15 protein-coding genes are annotated in these 17,560 nt (G+C 75.5%); 3 read left to right on the forward strand and 12 right to left on the reverse strand.

Annotation, left to right across the window (positions count from 1 at the left end):
- Positions 1-161: 161 nt before the first annotated feature.
- A complete protein-coding gene (locus tag IEZ31_RS04030; RefSeq protein WP_229834151.1) occupies positions 162-1,658 on the forward strand; it encodes a S1C family serine protease in 1,497 nt (498 codons plus the stop codon).
- A gap of 342 nt (positions 1,659-2,000) precedes the next feature.
- On the opposite strand, the gene IEZ31_RS04035 is transcribed toward IEZ31_RS04030, so the two are convergent.
- From IEZ31_RS04035 to IEZ31_RS04045, 3 genes are read right to left on the reverse strand one after another with little or no spacing between them, the layout of a single operon-like run.
- Positions 2,001-2,552, reverse strand: coding sequence for a TetR/AcrR family transcriptional regulator (locus IEZ31_RS04035; protein WP_190248317.1), 552 nt, complete (start codon positions 2,550-2,552; stop codon positions 2,001-2,003).
- A complete protein-coding gene (locus tag IEZ31_RS04040) occupies positions 2,536-3,417 on the reverse strand; it encodes a class I SAM-dependent methyltransferase (RefSeq protein ID WP_190248318.1) in 882 nt (293 codons plus the stop codon). Before IEZ31_RS04040 ends, IEZ31_RS04035 begins: the two co-directional genes overlap by 17 nt.
- Positions 3,418-3,450: 33 nt before the next feature.
- Entirely contained in the window at positions 3,451-5,637 is a 2,187-nt protein-coding gene (locus IEZ31_RS04045; protein WP_229834152.1) for a PAS domain-containing hybrid sensor histidine kinase/response regulator, read from the reverse strand.
- Between the two features lie 253 nt (positions 5,638-5,890).
- On the opposite strand from IEZ31_RS04045, the gene IEZ31_RS04050 reads away from it, so the two are divergent.
- Positions 5,891-6,313, forward strand: a complete 423-nt coding sequence (locus IEZ31_RS04050; protein ID WP_190248320.1) for a hypothetical protein — start codon at positions 5,891-5,893, stop codon at positions 6,311-6,313.
- A gap of 57 nt (positions 6,314-6,370) precedes the next feature.
- Here IEZ31_RS04050 and IEZ31_RS04055 read toward each other — a convergent pair whose 3' ends face one another.
- From IEZ31_RS04055 to IEZ31_RS04075, 5 genes are all read right to left on the reverse strand, one after another.
- Entirely contained in the window at positions 6,371-9,103 is a 2,733-nt protein-coding gene (locus IEZ31_RS04055) for a helix-turn-helix transcriptional regulator (protein WP_190248321.1), read from the reverse strand.
- A 61-nt stretch (positions 9,104-9,164) separates the two neighbouring features.
- Positions 9,165-10,409, reverse strand: coding sequence for an NAD(P)/FAD-dependent oxidoreductase (locus IEZ31_RS04060; RefSeq protein ID WP_229834153.1), 1,245 nt, complete (start codon positions 10,407-10,409; stop codon positions 9,165-9,167).
- A 10-nt stretch (positions 10,410-10,419) separates the two neighbouring features.
- Positions 10,420-11,832, reverse strand: a complete 1,413-nt coding sequence (locus IEZ31_RS04065; protein WP_229834180.1) for a glycoside hydrolase family 16 protein — start codon at positions 11,830-11,832, stop codon at positions 10,420-10,422.
- A 212-nt stretch (positions 11,833-12,044) separates the two neighbouring features.
- Positions 12,045-12,800: a hypothetical protein gene (locus IEZ31_RS04070; protein ID WP_190248323.1), complete on the reverse strand. Its 756-nt coding sequence runs from the start codon at positions 12,798-12,800 to the stop codon at positions 12,045-12,047.
- A 27-nt stretch (positions 12,801-12,827) separates the two neighbouring features.
- Complete coding sequence (locus tag IEZ31_RS04075; RefSeq protein ID WP_190248324.1) at positions 12,828-13,760, reverse strand: EamA family transporter; 933 nt, start codon at positions 13,758-13,760, stop codon at positions 12,828-12,830.
- A 52-nt stretch (positions 13,761-13,812) separates the two neighbouring features.
- On the opposite strand from IEZ31_RS04075, the gene IEZ31_RS04080 reads away from it, so the two are divergent.
- Positions 13,813-14,298, forward strand: a complete 486-nt coding sequence (locus IEZ31_RS04080; RefSeq protein WP_229834155.1) for a MarR family winged helix-turn-helix transcriptional regulator — start codon at positions 13,813-13,815, stop codon at positions 14,296-14,298.
- On the opposite strand, the gene IEZ31_RS04085 is transcribed toward IEZ31_RS04080, so the two are convergent.
- The 4 genes from IEZ31_RS04085 to IEZ31_RS04100 are packed head-to-tail and all read right to left on the reverse strand — an operon-like array spanning position 14,278 to position 17,547.
- Positions 14,278-14,832: a phosphonate degradation HD-domain oxygenase gene (locus IEZ31_RS04085; RefSeq protein WP_190248325.1), complete on the reverse strand. Its 555-nt coding sequence runs from the start codon at positions 14,830-14,832 to the stop codon at positions 14,278-14,280. The two genes, IEZ31_RS04080 and IEZ31_RS04085, sit on opposite strands and share 21 nt — an antisense overlap.
- Positions 14,829-15,863: a TauD/TfdA family dioxygenase gene (locus IEZ31_RS04090; RefSeq protein WP_268241647.1), complete on the reverse strand. Its 1,035-nt coding sequence runs from the start codon at positions 15,861-15,863 to the stop codon at positions 14,829-14,831. The genes IEZ31_RS04085 and IEZ31_RS04090 overlap by 4 nt, the downstream gene beginning before the upstream one ends.
- The gene (lipP1, locus tag IEZ31_RS04095; RefSeq protein ID WP_190248327.1) at positions 15,860-16,795 is read right to left on the reverse strand and encodes a LipP1 family hormone-sensitive lipase; all 936 of its coding nucleotides are present in this window, start codon (positions 16,793-16,795) and stop codon (positions 15,860-15,862) included. The genes IEZ31_RS04090 and lipP1 overlap by 4 nt, the downstream gene beginning before the upstream one ends.
- A gap of 50 nt (positions 16,796-16,845) precedes the next feature.
- Positions 16,846-17,547 carry an SGNH/GDSL hydrolase family protein gene (locus IEZ31_RS04100; protein WP_190248328.1) on the reverse strand — a complete coding sequence of 234 codons (702 nt, stop codon included), beginning with the start codon at positions 17,545-17,547 and terminating at the stop codon, positions 16,846-16,848.
- Between the last annotated feature and the right edge of the window lie 13 nt (positions 17,548-17,560).

The raw sequence follows: 17,560 nt of genomic DNA on the forward strand, positions 1-17,560 counted from the left end.
CTGCCGCTCCGGCCTCGCCGGCTGCCGCTCCGGTCTGGGCCGACGCGTTCCCGGCCGGGCCGGCTGCGCCGATCTCCGGTGGTGGCGGTCCCGCCGGCAGCGTCCCGGCTTCCGGGATTCCGGCCTCGGGCGTTCCGGCGTCCGGGATTCCGGCGTCCGGGGTGCCGTGGGCGGCGCCGGCCGGTCACACCAACGGCCGCACCGCGCAGTTCCCGGCGATCCCGCCGCAGGCGACGACCGGGCCCGGCGGGACCGGGACCTGGCCCACCGTGCCGCAGGCGACGACCGGCCCCGGCGGGACCGCGACGCTGGCCGGCGCCGGCACCCACGCGCCGCACCCGCCGGCCTACCAGACGGGCCGGGTCGGCCTCGGCACACCGCCGGTCGGCGGCCCCGCGACGAACGTCTTCGGTCATCCGGTGACGTCCGGCCCGCTCGGCCAGCCGGTCACCCCGGGCCCGGTCGGGCAGCCGGTCACCGCCGGGCCGCTGGGCCAGCCGGGTCCGCTCGGCAACACCGGGCAGTTCGGGCATCCGGGGCAGTTCGGGCCGGGTGGCCCGCTCGGGCCGACCGGCCAGTTCGGCCAGGTCCCGCCGCCCGGGGCGCCGGGCCAGCCGGGGTATCCGCAGCGGCGCCCCTCGCGGGCCGGCCGGATCGCCGCGATCGTCGCGGCCGCGCTCGCGCTGTCCCTGGTGTCGGCGGTCGGCGGCGGTGTCGTCGCCACCGAGCTCGCCGGCGACCGGGCCGGCACCAGCACGGTCGTCAACAACAACCCGGCCCCCAACCTCGACCGGTCCTCGGTCGGCGGGGTTGCCGAGAAGGTCCTGCCGAGCGTCGTCGACATCAGCACCGGCGAGGCCGAGGGCTCCGGCGTCATCATGACGGCCGACGGCCAGATCATCACCAACAACCACGTCGTGCAGGGCGCCCGCCAGCTCACGGTGACCTTCAGCAACGGCAGGACGGCCCAGGCCACGGTGGTCGGCACCGACCCGGCGGGCGACATCGCCGTGATCAAGGCCCAGAACGTCTCCGGCCTGACCGCGGCCAAGTTCGGCGACAGCGACGCCCTGCGCGTCGGCGACACCGTGCTGGCCGTGGGCAGCCCCCTCGGCCTGCAGGGCTCGGTCACGGCGGGCATCGTGAGCGCGCTGCACCGGACTATCAGCTCGGGCGAGCAGGGCGCCAAGTCGATCGCCGACGCCATCCAGACCGACGCCGCGATCAACCCGGGCAACTCCGGCGGCGCCCTGGTCAACCTGGCCGGCGAGGTGGTCGGCATCAACACCGCCATCGCCACCGCGGGGGAGAACAGCGGCAACATCGGCGTAGGCTTCGCGATCTCGGCCAACCGCGCCCGCTCGGCCGCGGACCAGCTGGCCAAGGGCGGCAAGGTCAGCCACCCCTACCTGGGCGTCCAGCTCACCGACGGCGCCGGCGGCGCCCTGATCGGCGGCGTCGTGGCCGGCGGCCCGGCCGACAAGGCCGGCCTCAAGAACGGCGACCTGGTGGTCAAGATCGGCACGACGACCATCGACGACGCGACCGACCTCATCAACGCCGTCCAGGCGGCCAAGGTGGGCGACCAGCTGAAGGTCGTGGTCCAGCGCGACAGCGCCCAGCAGACCCTCACGGTGACTCTCGGCGAGTCCCCGTGACCTAGACAGCGACTCCCTTTCGCCACGCCGGCCCGCGTCCGCCACGACGCGGGCCGACGTGTATCCGCCCACCGCCGGCTCGCCCACCCCCGGCTCGCCCCACCCCAGGCTCGCCCCGGGCCCGGCTCGCCCCACCCCAGGCTCGCCCCGGGCCCGGCTCGCCCCGGGCCCGGCTCGCCCCGGGCCCGGTGGCCCGGTGCCCGGACTCCGCCCGGTTGACCTTGGTGGATTTCCGCTGCCCTGGCGACCGAAAGTCACCAAGGTCAACTTCGGACACGGGCCGCGAGCCGCGCGAGACGGCGGCGGCGCGACTGCCGCGAGACGGCGGCGGCGCGACTTCCGCTAGTCGTCCGTGGCCGGGGTCTGGGTGACGGGCCGCAGCAGGTGTTCGACGACCTGGAGGTACGACTCGATGTCCAGGTCCTCGTCCCAGAGGGTCTGCAGGACGAGGCCCTGCCAGACCGCGATCAGCACGCGCGCCAGGGCGTCCGGGAGGCCGGCCTCCTCGGCCAGGCGGCGGGGCGCGTCGACGCCCTCGCGGGCCTGGGCGCGGATGCGCTCCGAGCGGATCGACTCGGCCCAGACCTGGACGCCCAGGCGCTGCTCGGCGCGGTTGGCCGGGTCGGCGACCGAGCGGAGCACGTCGAGGTACCCGGCGATGGGATCGTCGCCCAGGCGGGCCAGGCGGCGCTCCTGCCACTCGGCGACGATGGCCGCGATCATGTCCTCCTTGCCGCTGAAGTACCGGTAGACGAGGCCCGCGCTCACCCCCGACTCGCGGACGATGTCCTGCACCGACGTGCGGTGGAAGCCCTCGCGCGCGAAGCAGGCCGCGGCCGCGTCGAGGATCTGGCGGCGCCGCGCGGCCAGGTGCGCGTCATCGACCTTCGGCACCGCGCACCTCCGCGACCGCGACCCGGTAGAAGGCGGCCGTCGGCTCGTCGCGGCCCAGCGGCGCGAGGTACCGCTCGGCGGCGTCGCGGGTCGAGCGGTCGTCGCGCAGCGACAGGCCCCGCTCGGCGAGGTACGCCGCGAGTTCGGCGGGGTCGAGGCCGAACGTCCACGGCTCCCCGTACCGCCCGACGGCCCGCCGCCAGCCGTCGGCGCCCGCGTGGGCGGCGGTGCCGTCGAGCACGGCGCGATCGACATACGTGAACACCAGGCGGCTGCCGGGGGCCAGCAGGCCGGCCAGGGCGCGCAGGGTGGCGTCGACGGCCGTCGCCGTCAGGTAGTTCGTGACGCCCTCCCAGACTACGACCGCCGGGCGGGCCGGGTCGAAGCCGCCGCCGCGCAGCGCCGTGGCCAGGTCGTCGCGGGCCAGGTCGGCCGGCACGAACCGGACCGCGTTGGCCGCGACCAGGCGGGGCGGGACCCGGCGGCGCTTGGTCGCCTGGGTGGCGGGATGGTCGACCTCGAAGCGGCGGACGTCGAGCGGCAGCCGGTACGCCCGGTTGTCGAAGCCGGCGCCCAGCAGGACCAGCTGCGCGGCCCCGGCCGCGACCGCGTCGGTCACGTGGTCGTCGATGAGGCGGGTCCGCACCACCGCCGAGGCGCGCGGACCGCCGGGCCAGCGTCCGTCGAGATACCGCACCAGGCCCCGATGCACGGCCGGCAGGCGCGACAGGACGGCGAAAGCACGGTACCGCCAGGGCAGCATGCGCTCCGCGAGCGGATCGGCGAAGAGCCGCCCGTTGCGGCGGCGGGTCTCGAGGGCCCGGAACAGCGCGACGTGCTCCGCGGTGCGGCTGCTTCCCTCCATGCCCCCGAGAATAATGAACGAACACCCATTTTTCTACAGCCGCGCCAGCTGCTCGCCCACCGCGTTGAGCAGGTCGGTGCCGGTGAACGGCTTCTCCAGCAGGTGCACGCCCGGGTCGAGGATGCCGTTGCTGGTCAGCACCGGCTGCGCGTACCCGGACATGAACAGCACCCGGGTCGCGGGACGGGTCCGCTGCAGGCGCTCGGCCAGCACCCGGCCGAGCATGCCGGGCATCACCACGTCGGTGAGCAGCAGGTCGATCGGGCCCGAATGGTCGGCGGCCACCTGCAGGGCCGCGACGCCGTCCGCGGCGGCCAGCACGGTGTACCCGCCCCGGCGCAGGATCCGCGTGGTGACCTCGCGCAGCGCGGGCTCGTCCTCGGCGACCAGGACCGTCTCGCCGCGCGCGGCCGGGCGGGGCGGGCGGGCCGGCTCGCCGGTGTGGGGCTCGGCGTCGCTGGCCGGCAGCATGATCGTGATCGTGGTGCCGAGGCCGGGCTCGGAGTACAGCTTCACCGTGCCGCCCGCCTGGACCACGATGCCGTAGACGGTGGCCAGGCCCAGGCCGGTGCCCTCGCCGCTCGGCTTGGTGGTGAAGAACGGCTCGAACGCCTTGTCCATGACCTCGCGCGGCATCCCGCTGCCCGTGTCGGAGACCCGGATCCGCACGTGGTCGTGGACCAGGCCCGTGTCGATGGTGAGCACGCCCCCGGAGGGCATCGCGTCCCGCGCGTTCACCGCCAGGTTGACCAGCACCTGCTCCAGTTGCCCGGGGTCCGCGACCACCGACGGCAGCCGGTCGGCGAGGTCCAGGTCGAGCGCGATGTGCTCGCCCAGTGAGCGGGTCAGCATCTGGTGCACCTCGCTGACGACCCGGTTCACGTCGAGCGGCTTGGGGCGGATCACCTCGCGGCGGGCGAACGCCAGCAGTTGGTGGGTGAGCTCGCTGCCCCGGCGGCCGGCGCGGAGGATCTGCTCGGCGTCGAGCGCGAACGGGGTGTCGGCGCCGTCCTCGACGATGAACTCGGCGTAGTTGAGGATGACGGCGAGCAGGTTGTTGAAGTCGTGGGCGACCCCGCCGGCCAGCTGGCCCAGGCTCTCCATCCGCTGGGTGCGCTGCAGCCGGGCCTCGGCCCGCAGCCGGTCCTGCTCGGCCAGTGCCGCGAGCCGCTCGGTGACGTTCCGGATGCCCGCGAGCGTGATCGGGCCGTCCTCGGTGCGGGCGGTGCCGAGCGCGATGTCGACGGGGACCAGCGAGCCGTCGCGGCGCAGCGCCACCGGGCCGTCCCAGCCGGACGGCGCGTCGGGCACCGGGGCGCCCTCCGGGCCGCCGGGCAGGATCTGCCGCAGGGGCATGCCCATCAGGTCGTGCCGGTCCAGCCCGAACAGCCGCTCGGCCTGCGTGTTCGCCAGCACGATCCGGTCCGCGTCGTCGAACCCGATCAGCGGATCCGGCGCCGCGTCGAGCACCGCCTGCATCTTCGCCTCGGCGCGCTCGCGCTCGCTGATGTCGCGGGTGATGGTGGTGACCCCGACCGTCATGCCGTCCGGCGAGGTCAGCGGCGACACCAGCATCGAGACCGTGAACACCTCGCCGTCGCGGCGCAGGCGCCGGGTCCGGTACGGGTCGATGCGCCCGCCCGCCGCCACGATCTCGCGGATCTCGGCCTCGTCGGGCCGCCGGTCGGGCGGGATGATCCGATCCTTGGAGCGGCCGATCATCTCGCCCGCGGTCAGCCCGTACAGCCGCTCGGCGCCCGGGTTCCACGACAGCACATTGCCGTCGAGGTCGGTGGTGACGATCGCGTCGTGCGAGGACTGCACGATCGACGCCAGCACCACCTGGGCCGGATCGGCGCCGGTGGCGTTCGCGTCGCGGATGGTCGTCACGAGGTACCGGCCGTCCTCCCCCTGCACGATCGAGAGCGTGACGTCGGCCTGGAACTGGCTGCCGTCCCGGCGGATCATGCTCAGCGGCTGGCCGGTGCGCTGCGGCGGGTGCGGGCCGTCGAGGTACGCCAGCACCCGCGGGGTCAGCGGGCGCAGCTCCGGCGGCACGAGCACGTCGGCCGGCTCACCGACGAACGGGCCGTCCTCTCGGTCGAACAGCCGCCGCGCGGCCGCGTTCGCGAGCATGATGCGGCCGTCCTCGCGCGTCACGACGATCGCGTCCGGGGACACCTCCAGCAGGTCACACGCCAGCCGCTCCGTCCACTGCACTTCACCTACGGTAGAACGTCCATCACGGACAGTGTCGGCATTCGGCATTTTCGGGAACATCCTGGACATGAGCGCCGGCCCGGCGGCTCCTGCGGAACCGGCGCCGGCCGCTCCCTCGCCGCCGGCCGTTCGTGTTGGCAAACGCGCTCGTTCGGGATTGTTCGGAACTGTTCGAACATCTGGCATCGTCGATGCTGCAAGACGATCCTCGTTGGTGACGGCCGCTCCGGTCGTCGTCGACGGAGGTGTGCGGATGTTGCGAAAGAAGTCGCGCTGGTTCGGGGGCGCATTGATGGCGATGGTGCTGACGGTCGCCGGGCTCGTGGCGGCCCCGGGTGCCGCCCAGGCGGCGTCGCCGATCACGGCGTTCTCGGCCGACGACTACATGTCCGGCTACGCGTGGGCGGCCTGGAGCAACACGGGGCAGTACTCGACGTTCAAGGTCTGCGACGACGGCGCGCCGGATAGTCACCGCGCCGTCGGCTACATCACGTGGGAGGGCGGACCCGGGACGATCTCGCGGCAGGCCGCCGGCGGCACCGGCACCTGCTCCACGCCGGTCAATGTCTTCATTCCAGCGGGCAAGTGGGTCAAGGTCCGGGCGTGCGAACGCAACGGTCCGGAGATCCCCGACCTGGCGTGCGGCTCCTGGCGCCAGGGCATCTCCGGATCATGAGCCCCGGCCGGCCGGAAGTGCCGTTCCGGCCGGCCGCCGGGCTCCCCGGCGGGCCCGTCAGCGGTGGGGGGCCGCATCGGTGCAGTCGCCGGTGCGGCAGATCTTGGCCAGCTCCGTGCGCGACCGGACGCCCAGCCGGACGAAGATGTTGCGCAGGTGGTGGTCGACCGTGCGGGGGCTCAGGTACAGGGCCGCGGCCACCTCCCGGTTCGTCGCGCCGTCGGCGACCAGGCCGGCGATCCGCCGCTGCTGCGCCGTGAGGACCGCGTCGGCGCGGGACGGCGGGCCCTTCGCCACCGGCGAGCCGGCCGCGCGCAGCACCGGAGCACCCGCGGCACGCAGTTCGGCGCCGGCCCGCTCGGCCCACGGGCCGGCGCCGAACTGCTCGAACGTCTCCAGCGCCCGCTCCAGGTGCTCGCGCGCCGCGGCCGGGCGGCGGGCGCGGCGCAACCACTGGCCGAACAGCAGCTCGGTGCGCGCGCGGGCGAAGTCGCTGTCGCCGAGGACGTGCAGGCGCAGCGCCTCGACGTAGTGGGACTCGGCCTCGTCGGGCGGGGCGAGCAGGGCGCGGCAGCGGGCGGACAGGGCCAGCCACGTCGGGTTCGCGGTGCACGCCGTCCACGCCTCGAAGATGCGCAGCGCGTGCGCGGCGAGGTCCGGACGGCCGATGCCGGCGGCGGCCTCGACCAGCGTCGGTACCCCGGCCGCCTGCACCACCAGGCTGCCCCGCCCCACCTCGGTGCGGGTCAGCCGGGTGAGCGCCGCCTGGTGCCGGCCGTCGGCGACGTCGAGCAGGGACAGGGCCCACGCGCCGAGGGCCCACGACGGGCTGTCGACGTCGACGCCCGACCGGGCCCGGGAGGCGTGCACCCGCGCGACGCAGCCGGCCCGGTCGCCGACCATGGCGGCCAGCACGGCCAGCAGGCCGAGGTGGTTGTCGGCGAGGTTCTCCTGCCCGGTGGTCCGGGCGAGCCGCAGGCCCTCCAGGCCGGTCGACACGGCGGCCTCGAAGCCGCCGAGCGCCAGGTCGGCCGACGCCGCGATCTCCAGCGCCTGCGGGACGGTCGCCAGCTCCCCGGCGTCGCGCGCGAGGCCGGCCGCCCGGTGCGCGAGCCGGTGCGCCTGTGCGTCGTCCCCGATGAGCAGCCCGGCCACGGCGGCCCGCACCAGCACCGCGGGATCCCGCATCCGCCCGGCCAGCGTCAGGACTTTTCGCAGCGGGGGTACCGCACCGGCCAGGTTTCCCCCGAACATCGCCGACAACCCGTCGAAGTGCCGGTTCAGCAGCTCGGCGACGCAGGGCTCGTGGTGCGGCGCGACGCCCCGGAGCACGGCCGCGAACCGGGCCCGCTCCCCGGACGCGCACAGCACCTCGGCCGCGAGCATGACCGTCCCCGGCGCCACGGCCGCGTCGGTGTGCTCGGCCGACGTCCGGATCATCTGGTACGCGTCCGCGACGACGCCGGCCCGCAGCTCGATCTCGGCGAGCAGCAGCTCCCGCTCCGCCGACACCACGACCGGTGGCGCGGGGGCCGGCGCCGCAGTCGGCCACGCGGGGGCCGGCAGGCCGGCGGGCCCCGGCCGCAGGAGCAGCCGGGCGCGGTGCGGGAACCCGGCCCGCCAGGCGTGCCCCGCGGCGGCGACCCGGTACCGGTCGGCGTCGGCCGGGTCCGCCGCCAGCTCGGCCGCCCGCCGCAGCGCCCGCGCGGCCAGGGCATGCTCGGGCGGCGCCGCATCCGCCAGCTCCGCCGCGAGCTTCCCGTCCGGACCGTCGGCCAGGGCGGCGACGTGCAGCGTCTCGCGCAGCACCGTCTCGGCGTCCCAGACCTCCCGGGCGGGCGACGAGAAGGTCAGCGTGCGGTGCGCGGCCCGGCGCTCGGCGAGCGTGGCCTCGGCGTAGACGACGGCGCCGAAGAGCGGGCGCGGGAACCGTACGGCGCCGGCGTCGACCCGGACCAGCCCGGCCCGCTCGGCCGGCTGCAGCGCGTCCACGGTCAGCCCGGACGCCTCGACGGCGGCCACGCAGCGGGTCACCGGCACCGGCCGCTCCGGCAGGACGGACTCGTCCGCGGCGAGCAGCAGCAGCGCGGCCCGGGTCGCGGGCGGCAGCGCGGCCAGGCAGCGGCGGTGGCTGACCCGCAGCGGGCTGTCGGCCGGCAGCTCCACCGGCGGCTCGGCCTCGCCGCGGCGCTGGGGTGCGGTGAGGCCGCCGGCCAGGGCGACCAGCGCGGCCGGGTTGCCCCGGGCCGCCTCGACGAGCACGCCGGCGACGTCGCCCTGCAGGCCGTCGGGCACCAGGTCGCGCAGCACGCGCTGGGCGGTGGTGGTGTCGAGCGGGTCGAGGGGCACCCGGTCGACGCCGTCCAGCCCGTCGTCCGCGTCGTCGTCGCCCGCGAGGACCAGCGCGATCGGGTCGCCGCCGAGCCGGCGGGCGGCGTACGCCAGCGCCGCCAGGGACGCGCGGTCCAGCCATTGCATGTCGTCGACGCAGCACACGAGCGGGCCGGCGACGGCCCGGCGGCGCAGTTCGGCGAGCACCGCCGGGCCGTCCTCGACGCACGCGAGCAGGCGGTGCACGGCGGCACCCGGCAGGGAGGCCTCGGCGGGGCAGCCGGTCACCGTCAGGCGGGTGGTGCCCGGCAGCACCGCGGAGGCGAGCAGCGACGACCGGCCCGAACCCGGCGGGCCGGTCAGCGCCAGGGCGCCGCCGTGGCCGTCGGCGGCGGCCCGGAGCAGCGCGCGGACCAGGGCGAGCTCGCGGTCGCGACCGCGCAGCGAATGTTTCGGCACTCTCGATGCAGAAACCATGCCCCAGTGTTACGCGCAAGTAACACGAAAGGGAAGTACCCGGTCAGGACGAGCCCGACATGATTCGCCCGATGTTGGCCGGCGAGAGGTACTCCGGCACGGGCGTGCTGCCCTGCATCATGCCGAAGAACCGCGTGGTCTCGGCCGGCGACGCGGCCACCGCGGCCAGCAGCGCGGCCATCTCCGGCGGCGGCGGCTCCATCGACGCGAGCTGGCAGGTCAGCCCCAGCGCCGGCCCGAACCGCTCGTCGCGCGCCCGCACGTAGCCGGCGACCGCCTCGTCGAGGTCGCCGCCGGTCAGCCCGTGATCGACGGCCGCGGCCAGGAGCTCGGCGCAGGCGAACGCGTCGGTGATGCCGGACGCGGTGCACGGGTCCTTGTGGTAGCCGGCGTCGCCGACCAGCGCCCAGCCCGGCCCGGCCGACTCGCGGAAGAAGTTCGGGACGTCGGCGGTACCGCGGATGCGCTCGGCCCGCTCGCCCGCCGCGACCCGGGCGGCCAGGTCGGGCACCCGGCCGATCGCCGCCAGGTAGTTGCCCTCCACGTCCAGGCGGAAGTCGTGGAACTGCGCGATCGGGCAGGCCACGAACACGCACGCGAGGCCGTCGTTGGTCGGGAAGACGACGACGGCGCGTGCGCCACCGGGTGAGCCGACCGCGGCGGCCGTGTGGGACGTCGCCTGAGAGGAGCTGTCCCCGAGCTGGTAGATCTCGGCGCCGGGGCCGGACACCCCGCGGTAGTACGCGTAGTACCCCGCGGTCAGCGCCGGCGTCGCGGCATAGGTGCCGGCGCCCACCTCGCGGGCCACCGTCGAGTGCAGCCCGTCGGCGCCGATCACGATCCGCGCGGTGAGCTCCTCGCCCCCGGCCCGCACGCCGGTGACCCGCCCGTCGGGCGCGCGGAGCAGCCCGTCGACGGGGGAGCGCTCGCGCACCTCGGCCCCGGCGTCGCGGGCCGCGTCGACGAGGATCGTATCCAGCAGGGTGCGGCGCACACAGTACGGCTGGGAAACCCCGTCCACGGGCGGCGGCGGGCCGTCGATCACGAACGCGCCGAAGTCCATCGTGAACCGCTCGTGCGGCGGAGCACCGGTCGCCACGACCGCGTCGTGGAGGCCCCAGCGCTTGAGGTGTGCCATCCCGGGCACGTGGATCAGATGCGTCGACAGCGCGTCGCTCGGGAACCCGGCGCGGTCGAGCAGGAGGACGCGGTGGCCGCGGCGGGCGAGCAGCATGGCCGTGGGCGAACCGGCGCAGCGCGCGCCGACGACGATGGCATCGAACGTCACCGTTGTGACCCTATCGCCACCAACGCACGGCGTCGACCAGCATCGTCTGCGGGAACATCGTCGCGGGCGGCGGGTTGCCCGGCCAGCGCCCGCCGACAGCCAGGTTGAGCAGCAGGAACGCCGGTGCCTCGAACACCCAGCGCTCCTTGCCGCCGAGGTCCTCCGGCCGCAGCGCGCCCTGGACCACCCCGTCGACGCTCCACTGCAGCACGCCCGGCCACCATTCCAGCCCGTACCGATGGAAACCCTTGGCCGGACCGCCCGACGGGTGCGCGATCCAGGTGCGCTCCCAGCCGCGGATCGAGCCGTCCGGCCCGTGCACCGCGCCGTGCACGATGCCCGGCTCGGCGTCGCCCAGCGACTCCATGATGTCGATCTCGCCCGCCTGCGGCCACCCGGCGCGGTCCACGTCGGCGCCGAGCATCCAGAACGCGGGCAGCAGCCCGGCCCCGGAGGGCACCCGCAGCTCGGCCTCGATCCGCCCGTACCGCGCCTCGAACACGCTGCGCATGCGGGCCGACGTGTAGCCGCCGCCCTCCTGCCGGGCGACGATCGCCAGCCGGCCGTCGCCGGTGCGCCCGCCGTTGTCCGGCCGGTCGGTGTAGTCCTGCAGCTCGCCGTTGCCCCAGCCGGTGGCGCCGGTCTGGAACCTCCAGCGCTTCGGGTCGGGCCGCCCGGCGGGTCCCTCGAAGTCGTCGGAGAACGCTTCGTGGAGCGTTTCGGTGGAGGTACGGGCGAGGATCGCGCTGATCGCGGACACGCCCCCGACGCCCGAGGCGGCCTCGACCGACACGGCGACCGTGGACCCCTCGGTGCGGGCCAGCACCACGGCGTGGCGGGCCCGGCCGTCGGTGGTGCCCGCGAGGCGCAGCCGGGGTGCGGTGCCGTCGGCCAGCCGCACGGTGACCTCGGCCGCGGGCGACCCGGCGGCGGCGGTCGCGGCGAACGAGAGGACCACGGCATAGGTTCCCGGCGACGGCACCGGCAGCGTCCAGGTCGGCGTGCCCGTGCGCGTCCACCGGTAGGGCACCGCGACGCGGCCCCCGGCGACGCCCGCCCGCACGGCCCCGCCCGCGACGACGGCGGCATCGGGCTCCCACACGCGGCCGCCCGCGTCGGTGAACCGCTTCGGCCCGACGGTCCAGCGGGCCGTCCACCCGAGCCCCTCGGCGGAGGTCGCCACGGCCGCCGGGCCGATCGCGGTGATGAGCCGGGCGGCGGTGGTGGGCGGCTCGGTCAGCTGCGCCGCCGCGACGGCGGCGACGGCGAGGACCCGCGAGGAGTTCCCGGCCCGGAGCCGGCGCCGGGCGTCGCCGGCCCAGGGCCCGGCCCGGCGCGCGGCGCTGCGGCCGGCTTCGGCGGTCCAGCGGCCGGCTCGGCGCGCGGCTCGGCGCGCCACCGGGAGGAACCGCGCGAGCGACATCACCGCACCAACCTACGGTGCGGCCGCCGTTGCTCGAACGAGTGTCGCGTTCTGGACGGACGGGCGGGTCAGGCCCGGCGGATCGGCATGTGCGTCGGTGCCGGCGGCCCGCCGAGGAACGTCGCGACCAGGCCGGTGCACAGCTGCGGCTTGGTGGAACGCGCCGCTGATCAGCACCAGCCGGGACACCAGGTCCGGGCGGGCCAGCGCGGTCAGCAGGGGTCGGCGCCGGGGCCCGCGCCCCGGACGGCGGCGAGCGTGCCGAACGCGATGCCCCAGGCCATGCTCAGCGCCGACCAGACCGGCCCGAACCCGCCGGGTGTGCCGGGAAACGCGAGGCAGACGAGCCCGAGATAGGCCGCCACCAGCCCGACCCCGACCCCGGCGAAGCGCCGCAACCGCGGCCGGCACGCCGCCGTCCAGCTCAGCACCACGAGGGCGAGGCCCACCGCGCCCTGCACGGCGTAGTGGTCGATCCCGATGCTGATGTCCTCGGGCAGCCCCAGCCGGTTCGCCGCGTACATCGCGTTGGCGTACGCCAGCCAGGGCAGCGCGCCGAGCCCGGCCAGGACCGCCAGCGGCCGGTCCACCCGGACACCGCCCGTCGTGAGCGGCTCGCGCCCGGGCGCGAACGCCACGACGAGCGCCTCCCCGGCCACGGCCAGGGCGACGAGCAGCAGGGCCCATTCGAGCGAGGCGGCGGCGGAGACCGCGAGGGCCGCCGCGACGCACAGCAACTGCACGACGGCGGGGGCCGACCGCCGGGGCCGGACGGCGACCCGGGCGAAGGCCGCCGCGACGAGCACGGTGAAGAGCAGCCCCCAGCCGGCCTCCAGCGCCACCGCCCAGGCCGGGTCCCACGTCACCGCCAGGTCGGGCACGCCGAAACCGGGGTAGACCAGCCACGTCAGCGCGAAGACGACCGCCGCCACCCGGACGCCGGCCGTCCGGACGGCAGTGCCGGACACGCGAACCACCTCTCTCAGAAGCCCGTGTCAGGTTGACGGACAACCGCGCCCACCGGCCGGGTTTGCCGACAACCCGACAGGGGGCAGCGGCCGGGGAGCAGCGGGCCGGGGCACCGACCCGAGGAGCACGGCGGCGAGGACGGCCGCGGCGCCGGCGAGCTGGCCCGGCGAGAGGGACTGCCCCAGCGCGAGCCACCCGAGCGCGGCGGCGACGACCGGGCTGAGCAGGCCCAGCAGGGTCACCTGAGCGGGCGGGAGGGCGGTGACGCCGCGGAACCAGAGGAAGTACGCCCCGGCGGTACCGACGAGGGAGAGGTAGGCGAAGCCGCCCGCGTTGGCGAGGGAGAGGCCGGCCGGCAGGCCCTCGACCATGAGCGCGGCCGGCGCGAGCAGCAGGCCGCCGACGGTGAGCTGCCAGCCGGTCAGGGCGAGCAGCGCCGTCCGGCGCTCGGCGAAGCCGTCCGGCACGCCCCACCGGCGGCCGAGGACGGTGCCGAGCGACATCGACACCATGCCGCCCGCGGCCGCGGCCAGGCCGATCGGGTCGAGCGCGGTGGCCGAGCGGAGCACGAGCAGGGCCACCCCGGCCAGGCCCACGCCGGCGGCGGCCAGGACCCGGCCGCCGGGCCGCTGGCCGAGCAGGGCGAAGGCGAGCCCGGCGACGACGAACGGCCCGAGCGCGCCGAGGACGGCGGCGACCCCGCCGGGCAGCCGGTAGGCGGCGACGAACAGCAGCGCGAAGAACAGCCCGATGTTCAGCGTGCCGAGCACGGCGGCACGCCACCACCAGGTGCCGCGGGGCAGGGCCCGGACGATCGCGACGAGCAGCAGCCCGGCGGGCAGGGCGCGCAGGGTGCCGGCGAGCAGCGGCCGGTCGGGCGGGAGGAGCTCGGTGGTGACGAGGTAGGTGGTGCCCCAGAGCGCGGGGGCTACGGCGGTGGCCGCTCGTAGGTTGCTCATGACTAAGTAGCTTAGCACTAAGCTACTTAGTGGCAAGTGGTACGATCCGAGCGTGGAGGACGACGTCGACCGCATCCTGGCCCAGTGGGCCCGCGAGCGCCCCGACCTGCAGACCGAGGCCATGGGCGTGTTCGGCCGGATCTACCGGCTGGCCCGGCTGGTGGGGGACCGGCAGGAGAGGGTGTATGGCGAGCTGGGCATCAACCGCGGCGAGTTCGACGTCCTGGCGACGCTGCGCCGCGCGGGGGCGCCCTTCCAGCTGTCCCCGAAGGCGCTCAGCGCGTCGCTCATGCTGACGACGGGTGGCATGACCGGCCGGCTGGACCGCCTGGAGCGGGCCGGCCTGGTGACCCGCGCTCCCGACCCGGCCGACCGCCGCGGCCTGGTCGTCACGCTGACCCCGCGCGGCCGCGAGCTGATCGACGAGGCGGTCGGCATCGGGCTGGCGGCGCAGCGGGAGGTGCTGGAGCGCCTCCCGGCGGCCGACCGCGAGCGGCTGTCGTCGCTGCTGCGGGACCTACTGGCCGCCGTGGCGTAACTGGCGTTGCAGCATCGGGCGGTAGCGCTCGAACGGCGGCACGTCGGCCTCGGGGTCCTTGGCGGCCTCGTCCCAGCGGCGCAGCCGGACGGCGTCGGCGGCGTACGGCGCCTTGGCGAACGCCGCCGCCTCGCCCGCGCCCATCGGACCGCCCTGGACCGAGAGCGTGTACTTCGACGCCTCCGACAGCCGGTCGTGGTATCCGGGTTCGACGGCGCAGAGGTACCGCTTCGCGTCCACGTGCAGGCGCACCGGCTCGCACACGGCGGCGCCGAACCAGCGGGCCAGCCAGTCGGCGCCGGTGTCGCCGTGCCGGTTGTCGGTGCCCCGCATGAGGTCGGCGCCCGTGTGGAGCCCGTGGAAGTGGCCGATGTCGTGCAGCAGCGCGGCCGCCACGAGCGGCTCGGGCGCCCCGTCCCGCGCGGCGAGGGCGGCGGCCTGCAGCATGTGCGCCGCCTGGCTCACCGGCTCGCCGAAGTAGTCGCGGGTGCCCTCCTCGGCGAACAGCCGGGCCAGCGCGTCGATCGGGTTCACCGCGGCTCCTCCAGGAACGTCTGCAGCGCGTCGAGGTCGGCGTAGCAGCCCTGCAGGTGCCGCTCGTTCGCCGCGGTGAACGCCGTGCGCGAGTGCATCATCCGGGTGTTGTCGAAGATGACGCAGTCGCCGGGGTCGAGCCGGAACGTGACGGTGGCGCCGGGCCGGTTGAGCAGTTCGTCGAACGCCCGGTACGCGGCGTAGAACTCGGCGCTGGCCGGCGGCCGCAGCGACCGGTGGTTGTACCGCACCTCGCGGATCCGTCCGAGCGGGTCGACGTCGATGATCGGCTTCTCGGCACGCAGGCTGGTGGTGCCGTCCGCCCACGCGAAGGTGACCGGCGTGGTCGTGAGGACGCGGAAGTACCCCGGATGCCGCTCCCGCAGCAGCGCCGCCGCCCGGAACCCGTCGAGCAGCCCCGACTCGCCGCCCTCGGCGCTGTTGCGCAGGCAGTGCAGCAGCTGCACGGTCGGCACCGGGTCCCGGTACGGGTTGTCGGTGTGCGGCCCGATCGCCAGCCCCGTGAAGGCCAGGTTGGTCGGCCGCGCCTCGACCCGGACGTCGAACAGCTCCCCGTAGTTCGTGGTCCGCACGTGCCCGAACGACCGGGCGACCGCGAGCACGGCCCCGGGCTGCGCCGGCGTCCCGGTCAGCAGGCAGAACCCGAGCTCCCACACGGCCCGCGCGGCGGGAACGGGATCGTCCAGGTACTCCCGCCACGTCCACCGCGGCACCTCGGCGCTGTCCCAGAGCGTCTTGCCGGCCTCGGTCCGCCCGTCCCCGAGCCCGGGCGGTGCGCCGAGCTCCCCGCGGTGTCCGTCACTGAACGTCACGCTGGTGCCGTCGACGCCGACGACGGCGATGTCGTCCGGAATGTCGGCGAGCGCGATCAGCCGTTGCCCGCTGTGCGGATCACGGCACTGCGGACACACACAGTTGTCACGCATCCAAACAGCAGGTCCCATAGCGGGCCGATGCTGCCCGCCGGTGGTGAACGCGACCTGAACACCGCACCCCGGGGCGGGGGTCAGGTGCCGAAGAAGATGCGGAGCTGCTTCGCCGCCTGGGCCTGGGCGAGCCGGGCCGCGTCCAGCGTCCCCGCCATCGTGAAGAACCCGTGCGCCATCCCCTCGTACCGGGTCACCGCCACCGGCACCCCCGACTCGGCCAGCCGGCGGGCATACCGTTCGCCCTGGTCGCGCAGCGGATCGAACTCGGCCGTGAGCACCAGCGCCGGTGGTAGCCCGCGCAGCGTCTCCGCCCGCAACGGCGACGCCAGCGGGTTGAACGCGTCGTCCGGATCGGTCAGATAGTGCGAACGGTACCAAGCCACCGAATGATGGTTGAACATGTACCGGTCGTCGCTCTCGCGCATCGAGTCGTCCTCGGCGGCCTGGTCGGTGTTCGGGTACACCAGCAGCTGCCCCGCCAGCACCAGGTCCCCCGACTCCTGCGCCATCAGCGTCAGCGCCGCCGCCAGGTTGCCGCCCGCGCTGTCGCCGCCCACCGCGATCCGCGCCGGGTCGGCGCCCAGCGCGGCGGCGTTGTCGTGCACCCACTGGGTCGCCGCCCAGCAGTCCTCGATCGCGGCCGGGAACGGGTGCTCCGGCGCGAGCCGGTACCCGGGCACCGCCACGATGCAGCCCGCCGCGTTGGCCAGGTGCCGCGCCACCCCGTCGGCCGTGTCGATCGTCCCGAGCACCCAGCCGCCGCCGTAGAAGTACATCAGCACCGGCAACGGCCCGGAGGACGACGGCCGGTACACGCGCAGCACCAGGTCGCCACCCGGACCGGCAAGGGTGTGCTCCGAGACGGAGTGGACCGGCTCCGGCGCGCCGCCCGACGCCTGGATCGACGCCAGGTCCGCCGCCCGCGCCGCTTCCAGCGACATCGTGTACAGCGGCGCGACCCCGTCGCGCTCCTTCTGGTCCCGAATCGCCTGCAGCTGCGGGTCGAGTGGCATGCGTCCTCCCTAGGACCGGGTCCAGAGCCGATAGGCCCCGGCCAACATAGCTAGATCGCACGGGCCAGGCGCCGGACCACCTCCGCCGCCGCGATGGCGTGGCTGCGACCGTTGCCGTGCAGTCCGTCGGATCCTGTCAGAGATCCGGCCAGGACGTCATCGTCGCCGATCGCGGGATGGTTGGCCAGATCCACGTGGATCGTGCCCAGCTCCAGCGACAGGGCGGCCAGCCGCCGGCCGAGCAGCGCCATGCGGCGGGAGAACGCGGGACCCAGCCACGACGGCAGCGACGGATAGACCGGCATCACGAACAGTGAGACGGTGACGACCTCCGCGCCGGCGCGCTGCAGGGGGCGGATGATCGCGGTCAGGCCGGCGTCGACCGCATCGGCGCGGGCCTCGTAGCCGGGGCGCATCGCGTCGTTCGCGCCGCAGATCACCATGGCCAGGTCCGGCGCGAAGGCCAGGGCCGGTGAAAGTTGCGTGGCGTGGACCTCGGCGACCCGCAGGTTGCGCTGCCCGAGGTTGACGTACGCCAGCTCCGGCCGCACGACCGCCAGCTCGGCCCGCACCCGGTCCGGGAAGGCCAGCGGGTGGTAGCCGTCGACCGGCTCGGTCAGGCCCTCGGCCACGCTGTCGCCGAGGACCGCGAAGCGCCGCCAGCGGTGCCGGGCGAGCAGGCGCACCGCCTCGCCGTCGGCAAGGCAGTGGGGATCGAGCGACTCCAACGTCTGCGCATATTCCGGTGCCATGTAAGCCTTTCGG

Source organism: Dactylosporangium sucinum (assembly GCF_014647515.1).
Classification (GTDB): domain Bacteria; phylum Actinomycetota; class Actinomycetes; order Mycobacteriales; family Micromonosporaceae; genus Dactylosporangium; species Dactylosporangium sucinum.

Bases quoted from the DNA above. Each gene is read 5' to 3' on its own strand.
- IEZ31_RS04065 (WP_229834180.1), bottom strand. From the start codon at position 11,832: ATGTCGCTCGCGCGGTTCCTCCCGGTGGCGCGCCGAGCCGCGCGCCGA.
- IEZ31_RS04050 (WP_190248320.1), top strand. From the start codon at position 5,891: ATGTTGCGAAAGAAGTCGCGCTGGTTCGGGGGCGCATTGATGGCGATG.
- lipP1 (WP_190248327.1), bottom strand. From the start codon at position 16,795: ATGCCACTCGACCCGCAGCTGCAGGCGATTCGGGACCAGAAGGAGCGC.
- IEZ31_RS04100 (WP_190248328.1), bottom strand. From the start codon at position 17,547: ATGGCACCGGAATATGCGCAGACGTTGGAGTCGCTCGATCCCCACTGC.
- IEZ31_RS04075 (WP_190248324.1), bottom strand. From the start codon at position 13,760: ATGAGCAACCTACGAGCGGCCACCGCCGTAGCCCCCGCGCTCTGGGGC.
- IEZ31_RS04040 (WP_190248318.1), bottom strand. From the start codon at position 3,417: ATGGAGGGAAGCAGCCGCACCGCGGAGCACGTCGCGCTGTTCCGGGCC.